Genomic DNA, 20,329 nt, shown 5'->3' with positions numbered 1-20,329 from the left:
GGATAGCGAAAACTATCGCTCACGCCTTTTTTCTTGAACTTTGGAAATGCGGTACGTTTGGCAAAGAAGTTTTGATACGCTCGTTCTAAGTCCTTCAAAGCCTGTTGCAAGGCTTGACTGGGAGACTCACTTAGCCAAGTAAATTCTTGCTTCCAACTGGGTAATAGATTGGCCAATTTGACGTAAGAAAACTTGCTTGTCGGGTCAGTCTGATACCATTGCTTTTGCAACGCCAACGCCTTATTAAAGACGAACCGACACAAACCCGCAAAGCGCGACATGTGTCGTTTTTGCTGGCCATTAGGTGTCAGTTGGAATTTGAAGGCTTGGAGTCGTTTCATGCGCTCATTATACAAACCGCAAAGCAAACATCGATTTGTTTTTACTTTACAACCGCAACACTAAACCCAAAAAAAACGGCTTTGCCGTTTGCGCCTGATATACCCGCCATGAATGGCGAGGTTTTACGGCGCAGGGGATAAAATAGCGATTGTTTAGTGTAGTTGGATTTTTTCTAACACGGGATTGTTCTCTGTTTTTGTGGTGCTGTCTATGCCGATGTGGGGTTAAGTTTGGAATTGCATAGACGAGTGGTGCATATCATGCGCTAAGCCACGCAAACGTCTTGCGGCTTGGGCAATTTGGTTCACTGCCGCATGTGTTTCTTCACTCATTTGGGCAATATGTTCCACTTGATGTGCCAGTTGATGGCTGACAGTGGATTGTTCGCGGAATGAATGATTGAGCTGTTGCACCGATTGTACGGTGTGGCTAGATTCTTTCGTTACCCCGTCAATCACCTCCTTGGCATTTTGTGCCAACTGACTGCCAACATGCACCTGTGCCGATTGTGATTGGGTTAATTGATTGGCTTGGGCAGTGCAGTTGGTGACTTTTTGAATCATATTTTGAATATCAAATGTCGCCGTGGCGGTACGCTCGGCCAATTTCCGCACCTCGTCCGCCACCACCGCAAACCCGCGCCCTTGCTCACCGGCTCGCGCTGCTTCAATTGCTGCGTTCAGTGCCAATAAATTGGTTTGGTCGGCAATGTCACGAATAATGCTGACTACAGAAGCAATTTGCGCCGACATGGCATCGAGCTGGGAAACCGTTTGATTCGATTCATTAGCCAAGCTGGCAATTTTGTTGATCTCTTGATCTAAACGCAAAATGACTTCAATCGCTTGGTTAATTTGCTCAGTCGTATGTAAAGAACGCTCACTGACGCTGCCCGTTTGTTGTGAAACATGTTCAATACTCGAACTCAGTTCTTCCATCGAAGCGGCCATGCTGGCGGCGGATTGCGATTGTTGTTGTGCTGCAGTGCCAATTTGTTCGGTGACTGAAGATAATTCATTGCTGGCGCTGTCCACTTCTTGCGCCTTGTTTTGAATCAGATGTACGGTTTGCCGCAGCGCATGTTGCATGTGATGGACATGGTGTAACAGGCTGTCTTTCTTGGCGGCAGTGGCGGGGGTGCGTAAATTACCGGCTGCAATTTGTTTCACCACTTCTAACACTGCCGCAGGTTCGCCACCTAATACATTGAGTAAGACGCGATAGCTATATAACAGACCTAAAGCCAAACCAATTAAATTGATCGCCAGCGCTGTCCAAGCCCAAAACTCCGCCATGTCTTTGGCCGCCACCGCTTGATCAACCGCGCCTTGGGTGCGTTGGTCGAGCAAAACAAAAAACTCGTCCACCGACTTCATAATTTTAGCTTTTTCGCGGTGGTAGGCTGCATCATGCATCAGACGTTGCGCCAGTAACGGATCGGGATCGGCTGTGCGAGTAAACCCCCCTTGGCCATCCTCAAATTTTCCCTTCATCGCATTCATGGCGATGGTTTCTGTTTTCACCAAACCGTCAGAATTGGCTTTGGCTTCGTTCAGCTTGGCAAATTCTGCTTCAGAAAAACCGGCTTCTTTCATTAAATCCAGCAACGCTACTTGCCGTCCATTGGGACGCGGCTGGGTTTCGCCTGCTGCAACAAAATCCCAATAAATCCGTTCATAAGCCTGTGGCATCGGTTTTTCGCCATTCCGAATCGCCAAAATATCCCGGTATTGCTGTTCATAGCGGCTGTCGCCGGTCAAGACATAAGTTCGTGCTAAACGAGTGAGGTCGTCTGAGCTTTGCCGCAGCATATCGGCCAACAAATAGGATTGATAGCGTTTGGCATTGGCTTCAGCGAGGTCATCTGCGGCTGTCGAAAGCTTGGTGAGTGATAGCAGTGTCAGAGATAACAAAAGTGATGAGAACACTATCAATGCTATAAAAATGGAACGTACTCGCACACCAGACATACCCCACTCCGTTTCTGAAAAAAATCGAGAATATGATTCTATGTTATGCGATTAAGTTTTATCAATTGTTAATTTCTATTTTTGTTGTTTTCGACAAAAAACCCTATTCCCGCAACAGAAATAGGGTTGTGTAAGTGTCTGTAAAAAAAGGATTTATGGTGTTTTAGTTCGATCCGCGTAAACTAAATTGTTTGACCACGTCATCTAATTGTTGCGAGAGGTGTTGTAAATGTTGCGCAGAGTCGGCGGTTTGGCCTACGGCGCTGCTATTTTCCTCCGACATTTGCGCCACATGCTCTACATTGCGCGAAACATCCATGCTGGCCGAGGTTTGTTCTTGCAAGGCATGAGAAATATCATTCACGGCACGGTGAATGCTGGCGGTGCTTTGTGTGATGGCATCAATTGCTTGCTGTGCTTTTTCTGCCAACTCCACCCCACCTTGCATGTGGGTTTCCCCTTCCTGCATATCTTTCACCACAACTTCAATCTCGTTGCGGATGGCGCCAATCATTTCACCAATTTGTTGGGTAGATTGTGCGGTTCGTTCGGCCAATTTCCGCACTTCATCGGCCACTACGGCAAAGCCGCGCCCTTGTTCACCGGCGCGGGCGGCTTCAATTGCCGCATTCAGGGCCAATAAATTAGTTTGTTCCGCAATATCACGAATCACCGCGACAATACTGTCGATGGCCTGCGAACGCTCTCCCAGTTGGCGTGTCATCTGAGCCGAAGCGCGGACTTTATCCGCAATTTTTCGCATTTCTTCTGCGGTATGGCTGACAATCTTTTTGCCCGAGATCGATTGTTCATGAGCATGGTCAACATCGTTTTGTACCGCTTGGGTGCGATGTGAGACTTGGTCGATGCTGGTGGTCAATTCTTCGACAGCAGCAGCCATAGCACTGGCGGCTTCGCTTTGTTGCTGCGACGCATGACGGATATGACCGGCATTTTCGCGTAGCTGCATTGCGGCTGAGGTGACTTCTGAAGAGTTGCGATGAACTAATAAAAGTGTTTCGTTTAAGGCATCACGCATCTGGCGACAGGCAGCCAAGAGTTGCCCCACTTCATTATCACCACCGCGTGGCACCGAGATGTCGAGTTGTTTATTGGCAATCGCTTGGGCAATTTTGACCGTTTCGGCAAGCGGGCGTGTCACGCTGCGGCCAATAATCCACGCTAGACCCAGACTACCCACCACACCCAACACAATTAACACTAAGTTAATCCATTTCTCCCGTTCCATGTTGGCCTGGTTGCTGAGGTAATCGCGTTCGGCCGTGTCTTTTTGATAGGCAATGAGCGCGCTCAGGGCCTCATTCATGCTCCGCCCTTGTGGTGTGAGCTCTTTTAACCGGAAGCGTTCAGCATCGCTTAATTGATCTGCACGAATCAAGGCGATATAGCGGTCGGCCATTTGATCGTATTGCCGCATGGCGGTGGCGGCAACTTCTGCTAATTTTTTTTCGTTATCGGTCAGATAAGTGGCCATATAGGCTTGCCATTGTTGATCGCGTTTGGCGCGTGTTGTAGCAATGGCATTGAAGTATTGATCGCGTTGAGCTGCGTTAGGAGGAATATCACCGAGTGAGGTGCTGGCAAACGTCCCTAACATCATTTGCATCCGGTTTTGGCTAATGGCGTTTTCGACTTCACCTAGCTGGATGATGGCAATAAGCTGATTGTCGTAGATGTCTTTGGCGCGGGTTAGGCTATCGTTAGAGGCAATAAAGGACTGTACACCAACAATTAACAGCACAACGATCATTGAAACAGTGAGAAGGAACAACTGGACATGGATTTTGAGATGGCTTAATCGCATAACACACCTTGGCGATGAGAAAGAGGTTTGCACTAAAATAGTGCTTTTAGCGTGTCGGCATTTTAATATGGCATAAAATTTTGTCAATATTTTGCTATAAGTGGAGTTTTTGCAAAAAAATTCTTTTTTTATTTTGGTTTTGGTTTTGCTGTGTATCTAAGTTGGTGCATTGCTGTGACTATTTTCTCAGTCAGTCGCTGTCTACGATGCTGACTTTCATTCCTGAGTGAGTGTAGGCAATGACAGCAAAACAACAGACCATGACGTTTTATCCCCGCCTTGTGCATGGTCGCTTTAACTATTGGCGTGTCGGTATGGTGTTGCTGACACAATTATTTTTCTTTGTGATGCCGTGGGTAAATTGGCAAGGGCGGCAGGCGATTTGGTTTGATATTGAACACAGCCGGTTGTTGATTGGGCCGTGGGTGTTTTGGCCACAGGATTTCATCTATCTCGCTGCGCTGTTGATGGCCTGTGCGTTTGCCTTGTTCTTATGGACAACCATTGTCGGGCGGGTGTGGTGTGGTTATAGCTGTCCACAAACCGTCTATTCACAAATCATGTTATGGATTGAGCGACTGTGTGAGGGCGACCATGTTGCCCGCCGTAAATTGGCACAACAACCGTGGCATCTTGAAAAAATCCTCCGCAAATCAGCGCGCTATGGCTTAGCGATCGCCTTCTGTTTATGGACTGGCTTTACCTTTGTCGCGTGGTTTTCTCCTGCGCGCACCTTGGGGACACAGCTATTGACGCTGGACATGGGCTATTGGGAGGCGTTTTGGTTGTTGTCTTATGCGGTATTTACCTTTGTTTTGGCCGATCGTCTGCGCGAGGCAGTCTGTAAACACATGTGCCCGTATGCCCGCTTTCAGGGCGTCATGTTCGACCGCCATACTTGGGTGGTGGCGTATGACACGCCTCGTGGCGAGCCGCGCCGAGGGCAAGATGGGGCAAAAGGCGATTGTGTCGATTGCGGTATCTGTGTCCAAGTGTGTCCGACAGGGATTGATATTCGCAATGGCCTACAGTACGAATGTACCAGCTGTGCCGCCTGTATTGATGCCTGTGATCAGGTGATGGAGAAAATTCACAAACCACGCGGTTTAATTCGTTATGCCCCTGCTGATGCAGAAAAAATGCCGTTATGGCGTTTCAAAACGGTGTTGTATAGCGCAGGGTTGCTGTTGGTGATCGCGGCGATGGGGTGGGGTTTGGCAAATCATATTCCTTTTAAAATGGATGTCTTGCGCGATCGGCAACAACTGGTGCGGCAAACCAGCGAGGGGGAATGGCAAAACGATTATGTCTTGCGTCTGAGCAATGGGCGAGAACAGCCAGTGCAATTCCAACTTGAAGCGCGTGGTCTGCCACAACTGACCCTGCCGGCACAACCATATCTGGTGACAGTACCGCCTCTGTCGCGCACAGAACTGTCATTAAGTTTGACCTTACCGATGGATGAAGCTGTCACTGCAGGGGGGCATGAAATTGAGTGGGTGTTGACCGAGTCACAAACCGGCCAGCAACGGATTGAACATTCGCGTTTCTTTACGGATTGAGCGAATGTTGTAACAGTGAACCGAGTTGGGTGAGATACGCAGCTTGAGCAGGCAAATAAGCACTGGCATTGAGTCGTAGATAATGGGGGGCTTGATGCGGTTGGCACAAGCTACCCGGCGCAAAGTGAATCCCCTGTCGCAGTGCCAAGGGCAACACCGCCATCGGATCGAGCTCACTCGGGAGTTTCACCCATAAAAAATAGCCGCCTGCTGGTGTCTCAATCTGTGTCCCTGTTGGGAAAACCGCTAAAGCGGTGTCGCGCATCAGCTGAATCCGTTGTTGTAACAGTGGGCGCAGGCGGCTCAAATGCGGTTCAGCTTGGTCTTCGGCTAAAAAAGTGGCTAGAGCGTGTTGGCTGGGCAGGGGCGAGCCGAGTGTTGAACTGTGTTTCAAGGCACAAATCGCATGATGAAAGCGCCCCGTTGCTAACCAACCGACCCGATGACCGCTGGCAAAGGTTTTAGAAAAAGAAGCGGTGTGCAACACAATCCCTTGTCGATCTAAGGCCAATAACGGCAAACGCGGTTGTCCATCGTAAATCAACTCGCGGTAGGTATCATCTTCGATCAACGGGAGCTGCTGTTGCGTGGCAAATTCGACTAAAGCCGTTTTGCAGCGATCTGACAACGCCTTGCCATCGGGATGGCGGCATTGACTCATTAAAACCACGCCGGCTAAAGCGTTGGTGCTTGCCAATGCTGCCAACTGTGGTACCAAGTCGTCTTCTTGTTCAACCGCAAGACAACAGTACGGAATTTGGGCTTGTTGCAACAAATCAAACACGCTGGGGAAAGCCGGTGTCATCACCACAATTTTTGCCTGTGGCTTAGCCTGACTGACCACACGCAATGCCAGCTGTAAGCCTTCCATAGCACCACAGGTGATTAACAACTGACGCCAATCGACAGCCACCCCTTGCTCAAGATAACGGCGGGCAATTTGTCGTCGCAGCGGATCAAAACCTGCCATTGGGGGATGATCACTGGGAGGATGGCGCAGAGCACGTTGATACGTTTGTGCCAAACTGGGCGCATAAGCCAAACTGGGATGAATAAAAGGTGAGCCCCATGCCGCTGGCGCAGGTTGTTGTAATTGCCAACGCCAATCGGCCAATTCTGTGTTGTTGATCGTTGGCCGCGCACCGGTAAGGACACGAAAGCCCTCGCGTGGACAGGCTTGCACATAACCTTGCCGTTCTAAGTCGTAATAGACTTTTTTGGCGGTGGACATGCTCACCTGATGCACGCGGCACACCTCGCGCAAAGAAGGCAAGCGGTCGCCGTGCGCGTAAATTTCGCCTTCTATGGCTTGCAAGAAAAAATGCAGCAGTCGGGTGCTTTTATTCAAAACTGGCTAAACTCAGGGTTTACGGGCAATTAGCAGAAAAACCGGATAGCTGCGGCCATCTTTTTCAACATTCACTGCGGTGTGAAACGCGATAGCTTGATAGCCAATGTTCTGCAACATCGTGCTCAGTTGTTGCCGATCAAACCCCAAGTGCTTCACCCCTTTGCCCTCGTTATCACCGTGAAAACTGCCATCTTCTTGATCGAGATCGGCAATGGCAATAAAACCACCACTGACGAGATGTTGAAAAAAGACGGTGAATAATCCCGCCGTGTCAGCAACATGATGCACTGCCATACAGCTGACTACACCATCAAAGGTGTCAGCCATGCCGTGAAAAATATCTTGATTCACAATACGCACATTCGGCAGTTGTTTCTCTGCCAACACCGCTAACATGGCATCGGACGTGTCCAACGCCACGATCTCCGCCACCTGTGATGCCAAGGCTGCGCTTAACAAACCCGTCCCCGCGCCAAAATCCAACAGCCGATGCTGTGGTTGTAAGGCAATTGCTTGTTGAATCGCGGTGGGAATGCTGCTGGCCAGTTGTTGTGAGATGGGACGTTGTTCCCAGCCTTGTGCCGCTTGATCGAAGTGAGAAACAGAGGTCATGGTGGATACTTTCTTCGGTTTTTGTCGATGACAGTGCGGCGATGTATGGGGGCAGGGTGGATGATATCAATTAAAGCGAGAAAAGTTTTTGTTTCTGCTTCAAGCTTATCTAGTGGTGGACGATACTGCAGATAAGCGGATTTTGCTTACTTTTGTGGAGAGCCACCATGACCTATTCTAGCGCTATCGCTGCCAACAGCCGCCCTGTGACAGCTGAGACCTCAGTGAAAAAAACTGAGAAAGAACAAACCAATGCGGTAAAAAAAGAAGAAAAAACCGCTGAACTGACCGCACAAGAACAACTGAATGCCCGAGTGGTGCAATCGGCGTTGGAAGTGTCGATTAAAGCCGGTGATAAATCACAGGCGTTGTTGTATCGCTCGGCAGTTGAAGCGATCAATCTCGAGCTTGAACCCAGTTTAGGGCCAAATGCCATTCAAAATGCGATGGGGCAAGACAACTCGCCCGAAGGCACTGCTGACCGCATCGTGTCATTGACCACGGCTTTCTTTGGCGCCTATGCCGCGCAAAATCCAGACAAAGACCCAGAAACCTTGGTGAAAGATTTTGTGGGCGTGATTCGTGGTGGTTTTGAAAAGGGCTTTAACGAAGCCAGCCAGATTTTGCAAGGCTTGGGCGTGCTCAATGGAAATGTTGCCGAAGGGATTAACAAAACCTATGAGTTGGTGCAAAAAGGCTACGACGATTTCTTAAGCAATGCCTTGTCGGCGATTCAGCAACAACGTGAAGCAAACGCGACACCTGCAGCAGAATAAAGTTTAATCGTGAAGGCGGGGGCGGTGAGTGCGACTCACCGCCCCCGTTTTTTTATTTCAAATTAAAAATTGAAATATATTAAGTTAACGCATTTTTTCTATTTTTATATTCTACGGGATATTTATTTTTTGAAAATAAAAAATAGATTGAATTGATTATGTTTTGTTTATTGACTTTCTCCACGCTGGCCATGCACCCACAAGGGGCGACAGAGTTGTCAGCGATGGAATTAACTGCTAATGTGGCTTGGTAACTACTGATACAACAACAAGTTAAGAAGAGGTGGTATGGTTGGTCTGACGTTTTTTCGTTCTCTCTATCAGTATTTTTTCAAACCCAAAGTTGTTTTTACCCGACGCAAAGGACGCACTAAAATGGATGATAATTTACAAATGGTTCGCCGTTTTTCAATCAATGAAACAGGCCGTGATTTTGTTGTGGGCGATATACATGGTTGTTATTCTTTACTAGAACAGGCACTGGCTTGTATTGATTTCGACCCGGGTAAAGATCGCCTATTTTCCGTGGGGGATTTGATTGATCGTGGGCCGGAGTCACTACGTTGTCTGGAGTTTCTACAACAGCCATTTTTCTATCCGGTGATGGGCAACCATGAAGATATGTTGTTGGATATGTATGTCGATGGTACGCCCGATCTGAGCCACATTGCCGAGTGGGCCAAGCAAAATGGGGTTGAATGGTGGTATGACATCTCCGATGACGACCGCTACCGTGTATTAGATAAAATTTGTGCTTTGCCATTTGCGATTGAAGTTGAAACACCGAATGGCTTGGTGGGCATTATTCATGCGGAAGTGCCGCTGGGCATGGATTGGCAAGAATTTACTAACGCCCTGCGCGCCGAAAAAACTAAAACTGTGCAGACGTGTTTATGGGGTCGCTATCGCGCCAATAAACAAGATCGTACGGGAGTGGAGGGCATTGCGCGTATTTATGCTGGCCATACCCCACAAGATTGCGTCACGCCACTCGGTAATCTGTTTGTGATTGATACCGGCGCGGTATTTGGGGTGAATTGTGCGTATGGTGATGGTCATTTAAGCTTGGTGCAGATCAATGCTGCACAACCGACTGCCCATACCGACCCCATTCAGTAACAACCTTATATCAAGGTATTCCAGTAAATCCTGTTGTGCAACACAACCTTTGGAAGCAGCAAGCCGCATTGGTTTGCTGTTTTTTTTGTGCTGACAGCGGTTACCATTCTTTACCTTTCTTTTGCTTTATTTTTTTATGCAACTCGACAACCGTAAAACCCAAGCTTTGTTGGCTGTGATTGACAGTGGCAGTTTTGAACAGGCCGCACAACAGCTACATTTAACGCCCTCTGCCGTGTCTCAGCGAGTGCGTGCATTAGAAACCGAATTAGGTATGCCGTTGGTGGTACGCAGTCGGCCATGTCGTACAACCCATGCTGGGCGGTTTTTGGTGCAATACTTACGGCGGCAATGTGCATTGGAGGAGGAGTTTAGCCAGTCATTTCTCGACTTACGCAATGCCCCGTTGCGCTTGGGTCTGGCAGTGAATAACGACACCTTGGCGACGTGGTTATTGCCAGCTTTAGCCGATTTTGTGCAGCAGCAACGCCTGTTGTTAGATATTCGGGTCGATGACCAAGACCATACGCATGCTCAGATGGAAGCCGGTTTGGTGTTGGGATGTATTTCCAGCTCATCGCGTGCGATGCGTGGGTGTACCGCGTTGCCGTTGGGTATCATGCGTTATCGTTTGGTGGCTTCGCTTGCCTTTCAACGCCAGTATTTCCCTGATGGGTTGCAGCGTGAGGCAGCGCGATATGCGCCGGTGATGGTGTTTGATCGTAAAGATCGTTTGCAGGCTGATTTTTTGTTGCGTGAATTAGGACTGCCTGATGAGGCCTATCCTTGTCATTATCTGCCTTCTAGTGATGCTTTTATTGGTGCGATTCGCTTAGGGTTTGGCTATGGAATGGTGCCAGAGCAGCAGTTGGCCGATGATATTGCTCGTCAACGTCTGGTCGATCTCGCCCCTCATCGTCCTTCTGATGTGCCATTATTTTGGCATCATTGGACTGTGCAATCCCCGAGGTTTGAGGAGTTGTCGCAATGTATCGCCGATCATGCGGCTAAAGTGTTGTTGCCGATGGTTTGATTGTTTGGTGATGTTGGCATCCGATTTTTTATGTAATTATTTTTCAGAGAGTTGCAAGTCCTAGATGCTCTGTAAAGGGCAAAAAATCTCTATCGTTGTGTAACAAAAAATATCCATTTTGTATGCAGTAGGTTGCAATCACAACGTCGATGGTTTTTCTAATGGTAATGCCGATTTTCCTTAATACTCTGTAATTTGTTGCCGCTTGTAGAGCAATATCAACTCCTCCAAGCTCAACAATCTCAAGATTTAACAGAACTCGTTTTACACGGTTGAAGTCGGTTTCACTGGCACAGCCCTGTAAAACCTCAGCAAGGATCAAGTCACCGATTGAGACTGGTTGAGTCATAAGTAAATTGTCTAACTGTTTTGTTTGTGGTGAATCTACTCCGCGGAAATAGTCAATCCAAACACTAGAGTCAACTAAAATCATTTATCTGTCCTCATTTCTTCTAGGTTACCTTCCCATTGAATCTGTCCTCTTAATTTTCTGATTTCTTCCTGTTTTGCTAAACGAATCAGCGTTTTCAAGCCTTCTTCAACGGCTTCTTTTTTCGTTTTCAGGCCGGTCAATCGCAAGACGTCATTGATTAAATTCTCATCGATTGAGATATTGGTTTGCATAATGGTTACGCTCCTGATTTTCTTTGCATGATTTTCATAAGAAATTGGGTTTGTGGGGAGTGGCTTGTCGTTAATCTTAGTAGAACTACTTTGAAGCGTGTGGTTTTGATGGTGTTTTCCTCGGAAAAAACAAGCGAAAACTGGTGCGTGTTGGGGTGGAGGTGGCTGAGATGGTACCGCCGTGTAATTCCACAATCGACCGTGTAATCGCCAACCCTAAACCACTTCCTTCACTATGTAGCCGCGATTTATCCGCACGAAAAAACCGATCAAACAAACGGGGTAAATCGTCTGCCGCAATCGCTGGCCCATTATTACTGACCTGTAAACTGCCTCCCTCGGTATCACTTGTCATCTCAACCCGAATCCATCCTCCGGCTGGGGCATAGCGTAAGGCATTCGATAACAAATTGCTTAACGCTCGCCGCAACATCAGCTTATCTCCTTCTATGGTTAACTGACCATCACATTGCAAAAGGACATTTTTTTCTTCTGCTAAAGCCTCATAAAACTCAAATAGCGCGTGAACCTCGGTTTCCAATGGCAACGGCACACAACTGGGCAAGCTAAGGCCATGTTCTGTTTTGGCGAGGAACAGCATATCCGACACCATGCGCGCCAAACGCTCAAACTCTTCCGCATTCGAAGCCAGTGTTTGTCGATAACTGTCGGCACTTCGTGCTTGAGAAATCGCGACTTGGGTTTCCGTCAGTAAATTGCTTAACGGTGTGCGTAGTTCATGGGCTAAGTCAGACGAAAATTCAGACAACCGCTGAAAATCATGCTGCAAACGCCATAACAAACCATTTAAGGAATTGACTAAATCCGTCATCTCGGCTGGCACACTATCAACCGTCAGGGTCACATCTAATCGTTGTGCAGTGATATGTTGCAGCTGTTGTTTAATGTCATGTAACGGGGCGAGGCCACGTCGGGTCGCCCACCAGCCCAATACCCCTGCTACTGCGGCGGCGGCGACGATAGATAAACCCAACACCATCAGCAACCAATCCATAAAATGTTGGTGATGACGGGTGTTTAACAGCGCACAACGGACAGAAGAGGGTAGGGTCTCGCTTTGTGCATTTTGTGTATTAGCCACACATAAACCATGATAATTCTCGCCCTGTTCTGATAACGAGAACAGCGTATCTAAGGGAAGCGGATGCAAACCGATGGCTGCTGGTTGGGGCGCAGATTGATAGATAAGTTTGCCTTGCTGATAGAGCTGGACGGATAAACCATGATGGCCGTCAACGATTGGGTGTAATGCGTTGGCTGTATGGTGTGGGTCGTGAGCGTGGATGTTTTGAATCACATGCAGCTTATCGGCAAGGTATTGTTGATCGAGTTCAGCAAAATGCTGTGAAATAGCAAGGGCAACCAAACTACCAAAACCGAGCAACACCAAGCTAGACACTGCGATATAAAGCCAAGTTAACCGCCGCGTGAGTGACCGCGTTTTTAACATGCCAACTCATCCTGCTGCTCTAAGACATATCCCATGCCGCGTACGGTATGAATCAACTTTGGTTCAAAACCTTCATCGATCTTATTGCGTAACCGGCGCATGGCGACATCAATCACATTGGTATCACTGTCAAAATTCATGTCCCACACCTGCGATGCAATCAGCGAGCGTGGTAAAACCTCGCCTTGTCGGCGTAATAACAGCTCTAACAAAGCAAATTCCTTGCTGGTCAGGTGAATACGCTTACCATCACGCACGACGCGCCGCCGTAACAAATCCATTTCTAAATTGGCCAACTGTAGGCGGTGGGCGTCGGGTGCGCTGCGGCCACGGCGTAACAAGGTTCGTACCCGTGCTAATAATTCGGCAAACGAAAATGGTTTCACCAAATAATCATCCGCGCCCAATTCCAAACCTTTTACTCGATCTTCGACTTGATCGCGGGCGGTCAGGAATAACACTGGGGTGTCAATGCCGCGCTGGCGTAGCTCGTTCAATATTTGCCACCCATCTAATTGCGGCAACATCACATCCAAAATCAACAGGGCATAACTGTGCTCAAGCGCATAGTGCAAACCATCTAGGCCATTGTTGACAAGATCGACCATAAACCCGGCCTCGCCGAGACCTTGTTTTAAGTATTCACCTGTTTTGTGCTCGTCTTCGACCAATAAAATTTTCAATTTGGGACTCTCTTTTAACACCGGCCGACAGTGTGCCAGCTTTCATCGGCAAAAGTGGAAGATGACAATTTTGTCATCTGGCTGTCAGGTGGTTGTTGGGTGTGTTCACCCACAATGTCATCTCTACCCTTTGCATCGGTGATAACAATGAAATCTGTTTGGCTCGGGGCATGGTTAGCCAGTCTATCCTTGACTGTGTTAGCCGAAACCCATTCCGTTGTGACACAGGCTGGCGATTGGCAAAGTGCCAATCAACACGTGGCGCAATTTCCGCGTGGCCATGTGGATATTGTGAAATGGGAAGCGCAGCACGCCGCTCCCCCACCCACCACAACACCCCCTCACGATGCCGCTGTGTTGCCGCTGACTTCTGCTGCCGAGGCGGTGCGATTGGCATGGCAAGCCCATCCTAGCTTGATGCGACCATTGGCAAAGCTGGGAAACATACAACAAAATCACATTGCAGAAGGGCAATGGCTATTGCTCACCCCACAACAGTATCAGCGTATCGACCATGCTGAAGACGTGTGGGAAACCGCTTATGAAGCGCGCCGCGCTTGGGTATTGGCTGTGGCGGCGGAACAGATGCAGCGTTATCAAGCGGATGCCTTGAGCGCTGTCGAAGCCGCTGCTGAACTTGGGCAACGGATGGCCAAAGTGGGGAATTGGAGTCAACTGCAAGCCGCACAACAACAGGGCATGCTATTACAAGCCAAGTTACAAACCCAACGCAGTCAATATCAAGCAAAACAACAACGACAACAACTGCAACAGGTATTAAAGCAGTGGGTGGTGAGCCATCACCAGCCGTTGACATTGCCAGCCCGGTTGCCTGATGTTCCAAAACAAGCTTTGTCAGCGCATGAATTTCAACAACATCTGCAACAAGTCTTGCAGCAATTACCACGCAAAGAACAACTGGCGACACAGGCGAATGCCGAGTTTAGCTATCAAGCCTATCTGACCGCTTATCAACAAGCCAGCAGTTATCAAACCCAAATTGTGCCGCTACAGCAGCAAATTCATGAAGAAACCCTCTTGCGTTATAACGGTATGTTATTGAGCACATGGGATTTACTTGCCGAAACTCGTAACCGTGCCCAGACCATCCGCGATGCAATTGAAGCAAACCGCGATTTTTGGTTGGCAGAAATGGAGTTGTTGTGGGTGTTGCAGGGCAACCTACCAAAACACCCAATTCAATTATCCAGCGGCAGCGCAGGTGCGCCTGCTGGCGCGGCAGCGCATTGAGCGCATGGGAGAACAAAAGATGACGATTGATCTCAATAAACGCCGGTTATTTTTAGGTACCGCCGCCGCCGTTGTAGGCGCAGGAGTGGCGCGGGCGGCACTCGCTGCATTGCCAGAGCCGGTGTCTCAGGCATCTGTTAAAACAGCTGCCCCACTGTTTCCGCCAAATGGTCGCCCCTATCGCCCAGTGGTAACGCTCAATGGTTGGACTCTGCCGTGGCGGATGCGTGATGGTGTGAAAGAATTTCATCTGGTAGCTGAACCGGTGGTGCGTGAGATGGCACCGGGTTTTGTGGCGCAACTCTGGGGGTATAACGGCCAAAGTCCCGGCCCAACCATTGAAGTGGTTGAAGGGGATAAAGTCAGGATATTTGTTACCAATCGGCTGCCCGAACACACCAGCGTGCATTGGCACGGCCAGCGGTTGCCGAATGGGATGGATGGGGTGTCTGGGTTGACACAATCGGCGATTCCCCCCGGTAAAACCTTTGTCTATGAGTTTACTGCCCGTCGCCCGGGAACGTTTATGTACCATCCCCACGCTGATGAAATGGTGCAAATGGCCATGGGGATGCACGGCATGTGGATTACCCACCCCAAACAGCCTCACCCATTGATTGATGAAGTCGATCGTGATTTTTGTTTTTTGTTAAATGCGTTTGATATCGAACCAGGTAGCAAAACACCAAAGGTCAACACCATGACCGATTTCAATATCTGGGCATGGAACAGCCGCATTTTTCCGGCGATTGACTCACTCAATGTGCGCTTGAATGACAAGGTGCGGATTCGTGTTGGCAATCTCACCATGACCAACCATCCGATTCATCTACATGGCCATGAATTTATGGTTACCGGTACGGATGGCGGGCCGGTACCTAAAAGCGCACGCTGGCCAGAGGTCACCACCGATATTGCCGTTGGGCAGATGCGACAGTTGGAATTGATTGCCGATGAAGAAGGCGATTGGGCGATGCACTGCCATAAGAGCCACCACACCATGAATGCGATGGGGCACAACGTCCCGACCATGATTGGTGTCGATCATCGCGGTTTGGTGCAGAAAATTCAAAAACTGGTGCCAGATTACATGGTGATGGGTGAGCGCGGTATGGCGGACATGGGCAGCATGGAAATGCTATTACCCGATAACACCGCGCCAATGATGACCGGCCACGGCCCATTTGGCCCGTTGGAAATGGGCGGTATGTTCACGGTGTTAAAAGTGCGGCGACACCAAAAGCCGAATGATTACAGCGATCCGGGGTGGTTTAGCCATCCGAAAGGAACAGTGGCGTATGAATATCGTGGCGCTGTTCCGACTGCAACGGCAGCAAAACCACACACCACACAGCCGGCAGAATGGCGCGTGCGGCAAAAAAATCCCACCGACGGACATCATTAAATACAGGATGTGAGATGAAAACATTATTTTTGGCATTAAGTCTTAGCCTTGCCACTACAACAGCGTTGGCTGCTGGCAGCCATGACCATCAACACCACACCACAGCAGCCATTGGCGAGCCGGGGCAAGGCAAGCCGATTTCGAGCACGGTGGCGGTGGTGATGTCGGACAATATGCGTTTTGAACCGGCACAAATTAAAGTAAAAGCAGGGGAAACCATTCGTTTTGCGGTGAAAAACACCGGTAAATTGCAACATGAATTTACGCTCGGTTCACAGAGCGATTTGCTGCAACATTATGAAATGATGAAAAAATTTCCCAATATGCAGCATGAAGAGCCCAATACGTTATCACTAGCCGGTGGAACTGAAGGGGAATTGCTGTGGCATTTCAATCAAAGCGGTGAAGTGCATTTTGCGTGTTTATTTCCCAGTCATTTTCAAGCTGGGATGAAAGGGAAAATCCATGTTCAGCGTTAAACAAACTCCGATTGTGCTGGCGCTGGCGGTGCTAAGTGTTGTTGCTGTGTTCCCAACCATCAGCCATGCTGAATCGTCCCATCAGCATCACGCGGCTGCTCCGCTACCGGCATTGGCTGAGAGCGAGGGTGAAGTACGGCGGGTGGATTTCGCTGCAGGAAAAATCACCATTAAGCATGGCCCGATTGTGGCATGGGATATGCCACCGATGACGATGGTGTTTCAGGTCGATGACCGCGCTTTATTAGAAAAAGTCGAGGTCGGACAAAAGATTAAATTTCAGATCAAAGACGATAAAAAGCGATTGGTGATTGTGCAAATTACCGCGCAATAAAATGCATAAAAGCTAGGCGGGATTCTTGCCTAGCTTTTATTTTTTTCGTCTTTCTGCCATAAAACGATTTAACACTTCTTCGCCTTCATCTAAGACGGTCGCTAATAAATCTTGGCTGGCGGTGACTCGCTGGCGGGTTGTTTTTGTTTGGTCGGTGCAATGATTCAGCCAAAATTGCTTTGCTTCTGCCATATCTGCTTTTGCCCCTGCTGCTGCCAGTAAATCGCGGCTTTTATGGTAGGGGTTATCGTCCTGTAAATAATAAGGGCGACTGACAAAAATCGGCACTAACACAAAAGGATTTTCAAATACTTTTGGCTGACATGCCCAAATCGCTTGGCGATATCCGATATTGGCCGATACCCATGCCGATAAGCCAAGCTGATTGGTGGCATTGATAGCGCTTAAGGTGACATTTGAACGTAATAATTCTTTGATCACATTTGGATAACCCATAAACGCTGCAGCAATAAGCGGCGTTTGTCCAGTTTCATTGCGTTCAATCAATAAATTAGGCTCAACACCGCGATCAATATAGGCTCGAATCTCGGCGGCGGCCTTTTTCTCTGCTGCTACAAAGCGTTCGAGTTGTGGATCCGTTTCGCCGATGTTGTACATCTGGTTATTTAAAATCGCAATACTTTGATGGGGAGTGTGGTGGGGCGGCTCTGCACTGTGGGCAGATTGCGTTTTGCTGATCAATAACGCGCCCATCAACAGCGGAATAATATGCTGAGGTTTTAACATGGTGGCGATTTGGCAGAAAGGACAATAGCAAGGGGGATTCGTCAACATGACCAACCCCCTCTTGAATGAGAGCGGGTTAGCGCGTCATTGGTGACAGCAATTTGCGATTTAACACTAAGTTTCTTACCCCATGCGCGTGGTCTTCTTTAAAAGCATTGCCTTTACACCATTCGCCCACGGTTTTGATATTCACCTTTGCCACTTTAGGCCGAACACTCCAACTCACTTGTAAGGGTGAACCTTGTTCGTTATAGGTGGGGCCGGTGGTTGAGCCGGCATATTGAATAGGTTCGCCGGTGTTGGTTGGGATGCCTAACGCTTGTTGGTAGCCGTTTTTCTCGCCATGCCGTGTCAGTTCGTTAAAGTCCAAGGCTTTCGGATCATTGACCAGCACATATACCTGTGCTTCCACCCGTAGCTGTGGGTTTTTCACTGCTTCGCTCAAACAGGCGCCCAAGGTCGGGCCCGGTTTGACTTGTGCTGATGAGTGAACATAGTGCAATTCGATGGTATCGCCAGATTGTAGGCTACCGTGGGCACTTGGACAGACGCCGTTTTTCACGGGAGACAGTTCCGATTTGCTCAGTTTGCCGGAATACTTAAACCCAGTTTCATAGCCATGCCCGTCACCATTGCCTGCATAAACAGTAAATTCCCCGCCTTTGTGCTCGGCGTTTTTATGGAAATGGATGTTACACAGGTTCATAGAACCTCCGCGAGGAAACCCCTGACTTGAGTTAGGGGAGGAATTGCGCTATCGTCAGTACGTCGCCCGCATCCCTCTCGTGGCATGGCGGCAAAGCCGAATAACGGGGGATTGCACAAACTGCCGTTTGTGCAACCGGCCTTGTAAATGTCCGGAATGTGGCGGGTTTTCCTGACCATAAAGCTTCTGTCTTTAGACGGGAGTTGATTTACCTGTGTGTAAGGCGGTGCGGTGTTAAAGATGATGGGATTATTGCCTTCAACAGCGTCGATATCACGCGGTGCCTGCAGCCCGAAGCATTTGTTTTCGGTGTTTTTGGCTAAGTTGGCTTCTTGTTCGATGATGACTTGATCGGAAACAGGGCCATGTGAACCGTGGGAGGTGTCTCGTGCATTGGCATGAATCGGAAGCATGGCAGCGGTGGCTAGCACGAAAAGCATGTGTTTTTGCATGATGTCTCGCTTTGTGTTGGGTTAAGGACAACCTTTCTGTTGTTACTGCTGGATTTTGTTTTTTTGTTCGATTGTTGCATACGCTGTATGAATAGCGTATCCGGAAAATCCTAAGCGATTTGTTAATGTGCTACAACAAGAAAATTTTTTTGCTGCAAGGTGTCTGACTTAATACAAACTTGAAGAGCAAAACTAGACATGCTGACCGTGTTAGGCCATCCCGTTGGAGATGCTGATTATTTTCGGAAAGTCGCTGTCAGCACCACGTTGCTACGCGTGTCTTCTGAGGATGCGTTGATAAATTGGTGAACTGCATCTGGTGATTCTAAGCCCCAGATCTTTGGTTCTAATTCTTCTCTGGTGTAATGATAGATTTCTGGTTTGCCATTTCTATCAACCATTTTATAGGGAATACCACTTTTTGGTAAATAAACGATGTGAACCTCAAGAGAGTCATGGTCACCTAGTTTAAACTTCCAAAAGGTTGAGCCATCATGAGTTTGAATTGTATCGCTGACTAATAAATAATGTTTTGCTATTAGCTCATAAACCGTTATGCCTAACCCTAAACCTCGAAAATCTTGAATGAAATAAGCACTTTTTATTTGCGCGCCTTTCTCTAAACAGGTTCCACTGTCACTTAGTTTTTGAAAATCAACATTGCCTATTGGATATGGAAGGGATTTTTCTTGGATAATTTCTACTGACACTGCGCCACAATGTTCTCCCTCCATGAGAGAGAATCGCACTGAAAGCTGATTGGGGCCAAAGTTTTCAATGATTTTGGCGTCAATAATAGTGTTAATTTCATATTCTGCTAGTGTGCTGCAGCTAAGTGGTATTTTTTCATGCACATCTGCAATAATAGTTGGACACATATCTTAAGTTGCCTGAGTGGATGATTTTTGCTCCATGTTAATGAATAAGAGTCGTACTTTGATCTGAAGAAAAAAGATCTGGCGCACATTCGTTGATATATTGCATAAACTCCTCAGTGCTAATTTTTAAGTTCCAATTTTCAGGCTGGAATGTAGTAACTTTCATTTTTCCTGTTGTTTTACTTAATTGAATCTGAGCAAGAGGAATAATTTTAGAATGTGCTGTTTCTTGCCAGTGTGATTCGACAATATAGTATTGAACGAGAGAGTCGGAATCCTTAGAAACAAAAATAGAGAAACTGACCCCGTTCGATGTAGTAAATGTTCGATTTGTTGTGATTGCTTTGGATGTCAGTCTATAAGCGGAAAGTGTCTGTAAACGCATAATAACAACCTCAATTCTTAATGATGTTGTCTCTCCATGCTTGATGTTGTCTCTCCATGCTACAACATTAGTGGAAGCAATGCACAAAGAGACTGCGCCTCAGCTAAAAAATTCACACCACACAAATTTGCTCTCACTGCAGTTGCAAAAATCCGCTAATCCTTGCTGCCACCGGCATTTAGCGGGTTTTCGCTTTTCTCGAAAAATTCATTGTTTCTTGCTATCGACGCCATCCATCTAATCAATTAGATAAATCATTTTTTCTTGTCTATGCTGTAGCCATCAACTGTTTGTTCAGTCTGACATCACAGCAAGGCCGTCAGG

22 protein-coding genes are annotated in these 20,329 nt (G+C 48.0%); 8 read left to right on the top strand and 14 right to left on the bottom strand.

Translation table 11 applies throughout. From position 1 onward, the window contains the following. From G465_RS0104055 to G465_RS13435, 3 genes are all read right to left on the bottom strand, one after another. The coding region (locus G465_RS0104055; RefSeq protein ID WP_155846488.1) for an RNA-guided endonuclease InsQ/TnpB family protein at window positions 1–341 on the bottom strand (341 nt) is incomplete at its 3' end. Between the two features lie 225 nt (window positions 342–566). Beyond that, window positions 567–2,270 (bottom strand): methyl-accepting chemotaxis protein, encoded by a 1,704-nt coding sequence (locus G465_RS13440; protein WP_162138807.1) that lies wholly within the window; start codon window positions 2,268–2,270, stop codon window positions 567–569. A 205-nt stretch (window positions 2,271–2,475) separates the two neighbouring features. Beyond that, window positions 2,476–4,137, bottom strand: coding sequence for a methyl-accepting chemotaxis protein (locus G465_RS13435; protein WP_081642688.1), 1,662 nt, complete (start codon window positions 4,135–4,137; stop codon window positions 2,476–2,478). Between the two features lie 239 nt (window positions 4,138–4,376). On the opposite strand from G465_RS13435, the gene ccoG reads away from it, so the two are divergent. Next, a complete protein-coding gene (gene ccoG, locus G465_RS13430) occupies window positions 4,377–5,699 on the top strand; it encodes a cytochrome c oxidase accessory protein CcoG (protein WP_040399113.1) in 1,323 nt (440 codons plus the stop codon). Here the strand turns inward: ccoG and G465_RS13425 are convergent. Both G465_RS13425 and G465_RS0104030 read right to left on the bottom strand, forming a co-directional pair. Next, window positions 5,689–7,014: an aminotransferase-like domain-containing protein gene (locus tag G465_RS13425; protein ID WP_281166772.1), complete on the bottom strand. Its 1,326-nt coding sequence runs from the start codon at window positions 7,012–7,014 to the stop codon at window positions 5,689–5,691. The two genes, ccoG and G465_RS13425, sit on opposite strands and share 11 nt — an antisense overlap. Before the next feature lie 45 nt (window positions 7,015–7,059). After that, on the bottom strand, window positions 7,060–7,662 hold the full coding sequence (locus G465_RS0104030) for a class I SAM-dependent methyltransferase (protein ID WP_022653205.1): 603 nt from the start codon (window positions 7,660–7,662) through the stop codon (window positions 7,060–7,062). 167 nt (window positions 7,663–7,829) lie between these two features. Between G465_RS0104030 and G465_RS0104025 the strand changes: the two genes are divergently transcribed. The 3 genes from G465_RS0104025 (at window position 7,830) to G465_RS0104015 (ending at window position 10,590) form a co-directional block, all read left to right on the top strand. Further along, window positions 7,830–8,438: a DUF5610 domain-containing protein gene (locus tag G465_RS0104025; protein ID WP_022653204.1), complete on the top strand. Its 609-nt coding sequence runs from the start codon at window positions 7,830–7,832 to the stop codon at window positions 8,436–8,438. 375 nt (window positions 8,439–8,813) lie between these two features. Further along, entirely contained in the window at window positions 8,814–9,557 is a 744-nt protein-coding gene (locus G465_RS0104020) for a metallophosphoesterase (protein WP_027405154.1), read from the top strand. A 136-nt stretch (window positions 9,558–9,693) separates the two neighbouring features. Then, complete coding sequence (locus tag G465_RS0104015; protein WP_022653202.1) at window positions 9,694–10,590, top strand: LysR family transcriptional regulator ArgP; 897 nt, start codon at window positions 9,694–9,696, stop codon at window positions 10,588–10,590. A 43-nt stretch (window positions 10,591–10,633) separates the two neighbouring features. Here G465_RS0104015 and vapC read toward each other — a convergent pair whose 3' ends face one another. The 4 genes from vapC to G465_RS0103995 form a co-directional block, all read right to left on the bottom strand. Beyond that, on the bottom strand, window positions 10,634–11,023 hold the full coding sequence (gene vapC / locus G465_RS0104010; RefSeq protein ID WP_022653201.1) for a type II toxin-antitoxin system VapC family toxin: 390 nt from the start codon (window positions 11,021–11,023) through the stop codon (window positions 10,634–10,636). Beyond that, window positions 11,020–11,214: a type II toxin-antitoxin system VapB family antitoxin gene (locus G465_RS0104005; RefSeq protein ID WP_022653200.1), complete on the bottom strand. Its 195-nt coding sequence runs from the start codon at window positions 11,212–11,214 to the stop codon at window positions 11,020–11,022. Before G465_RS0104005 ends, vapC begins: the two co-directional genes overlap by 4 nt. Window positions 11,215–11,299: 85 nt before the next feature. Then, window positions 11,300–12,685, bottom strand: coding sequence for a heavy metal sensor histidine kinase (locus G465_RS13420; protein WP_022653199.1), 1,386 nt, complete (start codon window positions 12,683–12,685; stop codon window positions 11,300–11,302). Then, a complete protein-coding gene (locus G465_RS0103995) occupies window positions 12,679–13,368 on the bottom strand; it encodes a heavy metal response regulator transcription factor (RefSeq protein ID WP_027405153.1) in 690 nt (229 codons plus the stop codon). The genes G465_RS13420 and G465_RS0103995 overlap by 7 nt, the downstream gene beginning before the upstream one ends. A 147-nt stretch (window positions 13,369–13,515) precedes the next feature. On the opposite strand from G465_RS0103995, the gene G465_RS0103990 reads away from it, so the two are divergent. The 4 genes from G465_RS0103990 to G465_RS13415 are packed head-to-tail and all read left to right on the top strand — an operon-like array spanning window position 13,516 to window position 16,837. Further along, window positions 13,516–14,619, top strand: a complete 1,104-nt coding sequence (locus G465_RS0103990; RefSeq protein WP_022653196.1) for a hypothetical protein — start codon at window positions 13,516–13,518, stop codon at window positions 14,617–14,619. A gap of 19 nt (window positions 14,620–14,638) precedes the next feature. Next, complete coding sequence (locus G465_RS0103985; RefSeq protein ID WP_027405152.1) at window positions 14,639–16,024, top strand: multicopper oxidase family protein; 1,386 nt, start codon at window positions 14,639–14,641, stop codon at window positions 16,022–16,024. 14 nt (window positions 16,025–16,038) lie between these two features. Further along, entirely contained in the window at window positions 16,039–16,503 is a 465-nt protein-coding gene (locus tag G465_RS0103980; RefSeq protein ID WP_022653194.1) for a cupredoxin domain-containing protein, read from the top strand. Continuing rightward, window positions 16,490–16,837, top strand: coding sequence for a copper-binding protein (locus tag G465_RS13415; RefSeq protein WP_022653192.1), 348 nt, complete (start codon window positions 16,490–16,492; stop codon window positions 16,835–16,837). The genes G465_RS0103980 and G465_RS13415 overlap by 14 nt, the downstream gene beginning before the upstream one ends. A 36-nt stretch (window positions 16,838–16,873) precedes the next feature. Here the strand turns inward: G465_RS13415 and G465_RS13410 are convergent, their stop codons facing one another. The 5 genes from G465_RS13410 to G465_RS0103955 form a co-directional block, all read right to left on the bottom strand. Beyond that, the gene (locus tag G465_RS13410; RefSeq protein WP_155846487.1) at window positions 16,874–17,632 is read right to left on the bottom strand and encodes an ankyrin repeat domain-containing protein; all 759 of its coding nucleotides are present in this window, start codon (window positions 17,630–17,632) and stop codon (window positions 16,874–16,876) included. Window positions 17,633–17,660: 28 nt separating this feature from the next. Continuing rightward, complete coding sequence (locus G465_RS13405; protein ID WP_040399112.1) at window positions 17,661–18,290, bottom strand: delta-class carbonic anhydrase; 630 nt, start codon at window positions 18,288–18,290, stop codon at window positions 17,661–17,663. After that, a complete protein-coding gene (locus tag G465_RS13400; protein ID WP_040399110.1) occupies window positions 18,287–18,742 on the bottom strand; it encodes a hypothetical protein in 456 nt (151 codons plus the stop codon). The genes G465_RS13405 and G465_RS13400 overlap by 4 nt, the downstream gene beginning before the upstream one ends. A gap of 236 nt (window positions 18,743–18,978) precedes the next feature. Next, a complete protein-coding gene (locus tag G465_RS0103960) occupies window positions 18,979–19,620 on the bottom strand; it encodes a hypothetical protein (protein ID WP_022653190.1) in 642 nt (213 codons plus the stop codon). A 37-nt stretch (window positions 19,621–19,657) separates the two neighbouring features. Beyond that, window positions 19,658–20,005, bottom strand: a complete 348-nt coding sequence (locus G465_RS0103955) for a hypothetical protein (RefSeq protein WP_022653189.1) — start codon at window positions 20,003–20,005, stop codon at window positions 19,658–19,660. Between the last annotated feature and the right edge of the window lie 324 nt (window positions 20,006–20,329).

The sequence above is a fragment of the Aquaspirillum serpens DSM 68 genome (assembly GCF_000420525.1).
GTDB lineage: Bacteria > Pseudomonadota > Gammaproteobacteria > Burkholderiales > Aquaspirillaceae > Aquaspirillum > Aquaspirillum serpens.
The sequence above is the reverse complement of the archived record's forward strand: the minus strand, read 5'-3'. Positions and strand labels throughout refer to the sequence as shown.